This is a genomic window from Pedococcus sp. P1_H8 (assembly GCF_056405175.1).
The window spans coordinates 1-575 of sequence record NZ_JBFUCP010000088.1 but is presented as its reverse complement, the minus strand read 5'-3'; the positions used below and the strand labels follow the sequence as shown (position 1 = coordinate 575).

1 pseudogene is annotated in these 575 nt (G+C 73.3%); it reads right to left on the bottom strand.

The window, feature by feature from the left end:
• A pseudogene (locus tag AC1DYG_RS18990) lies at window positions 1-575 on the bottom strand (Na+/H+ antiporter subunit A); the annotation flags it as partial.

Below are 575 nucleotides of genomic sequence, written 5' to 3'. Positions count from 1 at the left end.
CCGTCGCGGTGATCGCGGCGGCGATCATCATCAGCCCGACCGCCAGCTGCAGCGGGGAGTCCCACAGCCGCAGCCGGACGCCGCCGTCGCTGTGCACGGCCAGCAGGATGGTCGGCAGCAGTACCAGGGTGACGAGGATGCTGGCCTGGGTCAGCGGCAGCGAACCGCGCTGGGTGGTGCCGGTCAGCCGGATCGAGAGGGTGTCCATGCCGCGCAGGGTGGCGTCGTACATCCGGTCCGCGTTGCCGAGCAGCGAMCGTTCGAAGCGCAGTCGGCTGACCCGGCGGTGCGCCAGGAAGAGGCCGGCGCCGGAGAGGACGATGAGCACGGTCAGCCACAGCGCCTGCCCGAACCCGTGCCACAGCGCCAGGTGGTAGTCGCCGTCCGGACCGGCGGGCAGCGTCGTCGAGTACGGGGTCAACAGCCGGTCCATCAGCGGGGAGGCGAGGCCGGCGGCGAGGCCCGCGACGGCGAGCAGGGCGGGCACCGCCAGGAACAGGGGATCCGCCCGGTGCATGTCCGCGACCGCCGGGCTGGGACGGCGGAGCTGCTTGCGTCCGAACGCGCCCCAGACG